The 4,450-nt window shown below is 35.1% G+C and carries 5 protein-coding genes and 1 riboswitch; all 5 genes read left to right on the top strand.

The annotated features are described in order from the left end of the window. Positions 1–168 precede the first annotated feature (168 nt). The 5 genes from mltG to GX687_07045 all read left to right on the top strand — a co-directional run bounded on the left by mltG (position 169) and on the right by GX687_07045 (position 4,166). Positions 169–1,188, top strand: coding sequence for an endolytic transglycosylase MltG (gene mltG, locus GX687_07025; GenBank protein HHX97187.1), 1,020 nt, complete (start codon positions 169–171; stop codon positions 1,186–1,188). 73 nt (positions 1,189–1,261) lie between these two features. After that, entirely contained in the window at positions 1,262–2,449 is a 1,188-nt protein-coding gene (locus GX687_07030; GenBank protein HHX97188.1) for a U32 family peptidase, read from the top strand. Then, complete coding sequence (locus GX687_07035; protein HHX97189.1) at positions 2,421–2,984, top strand: hypothetical protein; 564 nt, start codon at positions 2,421–2,423, stop codon at positions 2,982–2,984. The genes GX687_07030 and GX687_07035 overlap by 29 nt, the downstream gene beginning before the upstream one ends. 23 nt (positions 2,985–3,007) lie before the next feature. Further along, a complete protein-coding gene (locus GX687_07040) occupies positions 3,008–3,427 on the top strand; it encodes a PaaI family thioesterase (GenBank protein HHX97190.1) in 420 nt (139 codons plus the stop codon). Then, on the top strand, positions 3,414–4,166 hold the full coding sequence (locus tag GX687_07045) for an alpha/beta fold hydrolase (protein HHX97191.1): 753 nt from the start codon (positions 3,414–3,416) through the stop codon (positions 4,164–4,166). The genes GX687_07040 and GX687_07045 overlap by 14 nt, the downstream gene beginning before the upstream one ends. An 85-nt stretch (positions 4,167–4,251) precedes the next feature. After that, a riboswitch (TPP riboswitch) is annotated at positions 4,252–4,351 on the top strand. The last annotated feature ends 99 nt before the right edge of the window (positions 4,352–4,450 follow it).

Here is a 4,450-nt window from a genome sequence, read left to right on the forward strand (position 1 = left end):
AAGAGTACATGGAAACCTTGCAGGAAAAAGGAGTAGAGTAAAATAGAGATAAGTGAATTTTTTTTCGCAGTCTTTTGCCATTATGGTGAAAGGCTGTTTGTTTTTGTGTTTAATGAGGTTATAGTATAATACATAAAGGTTTAAAATTGAAAAGAGGAGTTTTAAAGGATGCAGCCTTTTTTATTTAAAAAAGCACCGCGGGTTTTTAAATTTTCTTTACTTCTTATTGGACTATGTTTAATTTCTTGTCTCTATTTTTTTAATTTATTGGGTCCCGTAGATTCTGAAGATGATGTTGAGCATTTATTTGTAATTAAAAAAGGTACAGCTGCTAGACAAATAGCCAAAGATTTAAAAGAAGAAGGTTTAATAAAAAATGCACGTGCTTTTATTCTTTATACCCGGGTAACGGGTAATTTGTCACATTTACAAGCAGGTCACTATTTACTTAAACCAGCAATGAAGGTGCAAATGATAGTCAAGAAGTTAGCCGCAGGTCAAGTAGCTGTTCAAAAATTTACAATTCCAGAAGGATATCATTTAAGGCAAATTGCCGAAGTCTTGGCTAAAAATGAAATTATGACAGCTAAAGAATTTTGGGCAGTGGTTAAAGAAGGTACTTATGATTATTCCTTCCTAGAGGATTTACCGGCTAATGAAAAAAGGTTGGAAGGTTATCTTTTTCCAGATACATATCTTGTACCGATAGGTTGTTCCGCCGAAGAAGTAGTCGCGACCATGCTTAAACGTTTTTGGAATGTTTATCAGGCTTTACCAGCTAATGAAACTGGTTTAACAATTCATCAAGTTGTTACTTTGGCTTCCATAGTGGAAGGGGAATGTCGTTTGGATGAAGAAAGACCAATTGTGGCCTCAGTTTTTTTAAATCGTTTAAAACGCGGACAAAAATTAGAAGCTGATTCTACAGTACAATATGCTTTGGAAGAAAGAACACAGCGTGTTTTATATGATGATTTGGAGGTAAAATCCGAGTATAATACTTATCGTATTTCTGGATTACCGCCTGGACCGATCGGCTGTCCGGGGCAAGCCTCTTTACAAGCTGTTTTACAGGCAGCAGATACTGATTATTACTATTTTGTAGCTAAAAAGGATCAAAGTGGGGAACATGTTTTTTCACGAACTTTTGCCGAACATATTGCAGCTAAGAAAAAATTAGGTTATTAAAGTAGGTGCACTTTTTGTGACTAGAAAAAAAGTTGAATTATTGGCCCCAGCTGGAAATTTAGAAAAATTAAAGATGGCGGTTATCTATGGGGCAGATGCCGTTTATTTGGCCGGACAGGCTTTTGGGTTGCGGGCTTTTGCCGATAATTTTACTGGCCCGGAGTTGGTAAAAGGTGTAGAATTTGCCCAAAGGCGGGGTGTCAAGGTTTATATTACGGTTAATATTTTTGCTCATAATCAAGATCTAAAGGAATTACCTAATTATTTACGGGAATTAGAGGCTTTGGGTGTAGATGGAATAATTTTTTCTGACCCGGGTGTGTGGCAAATTGCCCAGGAGATAGGTTCTACATTGAATCTGCATTTAAGTACACAGGCTAATACAACTAATTGGGCTAGTGCACGTTTCTGGGAATCCCGAGATGTAAAAAGAATTATTTTGGCCCGTGAATTATCTCTAGAGGAAATCCAAGAAATACGTACAAAGGTTAATCTAGAATTAGAAGTCTTTGTCCATGGAGCGATGTGTGTTTCTTATTCAGGAAGATGTTTATTAAGTAATTATTTTACCGGTAGGGATGCTAATTTAGGTGAATGTGCCCAACCATGTCGCTGGCGTTATGCTTTAGTAGAAGAAAAAAGACCAGGTGAATATTATCCGCTTTTTGAAGATCAACGGGGTACTTATCTTTTAAATTCACAGGATCTCTGTTTAATTCGTTATTTACCAGAGTTAATAAAGGCAGGTGTAAATAGTTTTAAAATTGAGGGACGGATGAAAAGTATTCATTATGTGGCTACAGTGGTAAAGGTATATCGTGAGGTGCTTGCTGTTTATTATGCCAATCCTGAGCAATTTATTTTCCGGGAAAAATGGCTGCAAGAATTGGCAAAGGTAAGTCATCGTGATTATTCTACCGGGTTTTTGTTGGGTAAACCAAATCAAAATTATGCTACTTCGGCTTATCGACGGACTCATGATTTTATCGGTTTAGTACGTGATTATGATCCTTTAGCAAAGTTAGCACAAGTAGAACAGCGTAATAATTTTCAAGTAGGTGAAAAAGTAGAAATCATGGGAGCGGAAACTAAATTATTTTCCCAGGAAATAAGGGAGCTTTTTAGTGAAACTGGGGAAGTGCTTACATGTGCTCCTCATCCTCAGCAAATAGTGTGCTTAAGGGTTGAGCACCCTGTCAAACCTTGGGATATAATTAGGAGGGAAAAAAAAGATGAAATTATCCATGGATTTGACCCTTGATTTTTATCAATATAATGAAGCTTTTTGGGAATTAAATAGTGATGATTTAGGTACAGCTGAAACATATGGTGAATTGCTATTCTTTTGCAGTTTTCTTTTAAGATTGTTTTTAACTTTGGGTTATTCGGATGCTGGCTATGCTTTAGCTATGTCTTTATTTGAAATAAGTGAAAAAATCTTAAAAAATGATTTAGAAACACTAAATTTTCCTCGAAATGTTGAGAAACGTGAATTTCTGGGTGAAAAGCAATTTAAAGCTAAAATGAAATGTGTAAAAAGGAAAGTGAAATTTAATTTAAAATTACAAGGTTTTAGTTTTTTAAAAAAGGATTTAGAGCTTTATGTGATAAATGCCACCCTCCTATTTATTAATTATTTTATAAAAGAAAGAGCCACTAAGCCTGGTTATTTAGATAAATTAGCTCAAATCACTAAACAATGTGCTCAGGCTTTTGTTTCCAAAAAATTAAATCGTAAAACTGAAGAAAAGATGGCTTTATATTTTGCCGGGATTACTGCTAAAGCCGATTTTTAATTTTGGAAAAGGGGAATTTGAAAATGCCATTTGATTATCAGCATCAAGGATTTGCTTGTGGTAAACAAAACCCACGGGGACTTGGTTTAAGCTTTAGTTTGGAAAATGAACGGGTAATTACCATTTTTATTCCACCGGAAATCTATCAGGGTTATCCCGGAATTTTACACGGGGGAATTACTAGTACCATTTTTGATGAAGTAATGTCACAATGTTTGTTTGTTAATCATAAAATGGGTTTTACAGCTCGATTGGAGGTTCGTTTTCGTGCCCATATCCCTATTTTAAAGCCAGTTAGATTTGAGGCCTGGATTGAACAAGAAAAAGGTCGTTTGGTGGATTTAAAATCTAAAGCCATTTTGGAAACAGGTAAACTAGCTGCTGAGGCTAAAGCCAGGTTTATGCTAATTACAGATAAGGTTGTGGAAAATGAAACAGATTGATAAAAGGGCATTGCCCTTTGAATATATGGGAAATTCCGCAAAAGGCTGCCTTTTAATTCACGGTTTTAGTGGTTCACCTGCGGATATGAGGCCTTTAGGTAATTATTTAAAAAAGAGGGGATATGGTGTTCGGGCTCTACTTTTACCCGGCCATGGTACTAAACCCCAAGATTTGGCTCTAACTGATTGGCAAACATGGTATCTAGCCGTGGAAACAGAATATCTGAAGATGAGTGAAGATTATAAAGAGGTGGTGCCCATAGGTTTTTCCTTAGGGGCATTATTAGCACTTTATTTGTCTGTTAAGCAAAATGCTTCTCAAGTGATTTCTTTAAATACACCTCTTTTTTTTAGAAATGAGGAGTACTTTGTTTTAAAAAACCCGGATTGTGAATATTTAAGTAAACAACGTTCTTTAGCTGAAAAAAAACGCAATCAACTTTTGGGTCGATTTTCATATGAAGAAATTCCGGTCAAGGCTTTTCAATCACTTTTGGAATTTAAGGAACTGTTAAAAACTCAATTGGCTAAAATTAAAATCCCGGTATTAGTGGTTCAAACAAAAAATGATGGCTTAGTAAATCCCATTAGTGCACAATTTCTTTATGATTCTATAAAAAGCAAAAGAAAAAAATTAGTATGGCTGGAAAAGGCAGAACATCTGCTCACTTTTAGTGATGAATTACCACTTGTTTTGGAAGAAATAGCTCTTTTTTTGGCTAAAAGTTCAGGGAATTAATTGGTGTCAAAGGATTTTGGAAATTAGTTGTTTGCTTTACAAATCAACAAAAATTAATTATAGTTATCTTTAAATAGTGTTTATAAATGATTTGCGGGGGAGCAATATTTGCTGAGAAGGTTAAAACCTGACCCTTTGAACCTGATGTAGTTAAGGCTACCGTAGGGAGCAAAGTGAAACATACCGCAAGGTATGTTTTTATTTTAAGACTGCGGTAAAAGTCAAATAAATTTTATGAAAAAACCTAAAGCATTTATTGGAACTATCTGTAAATTTAAAGAAAA

Source organism: Clostridia bacterium (assembly GCA_012841935.1).
Taxonomy (GTDB): domain Bacteria; phylum Bacillota; class Peptococcia; order DRI-13; family DTU073; genus DUTS01.

Coding starts and splice junctions, on each gene's coding strand:
- GX687_07030 (HHX97188.1), top strand. CDS start 1,262: ATGGCGGTTATCTATGGGGCAGATGCCGTTTATTTGGCCGGACAGGCT.
- GX687_07035 (HHX97189.1), top strand. CDS start 2,421: ATGAAATTATCCATGGATTTGACCCTTGATTTTTATCAATATAATGAA.
- GX687_07045 (HHX97191.1), top strand. CDS start 3,414: ATGAAACAGATTGATAAAAGGGCATTGCCCTTTGAATATATGGGAAAT.
- mltG (HHX97187.1), top strand. CDS start 169: ATGCAGCCTTTTTTATTTAAAAAAGCACCGCGGGTTTTTAAATTTTCT.
- GX687_07040 (HHX97190.1), top strand. CDS start 3,008: ATGCCATTTGATTATCAGCATCAAGGATTTGCTTGTGGTAAACAAAAC.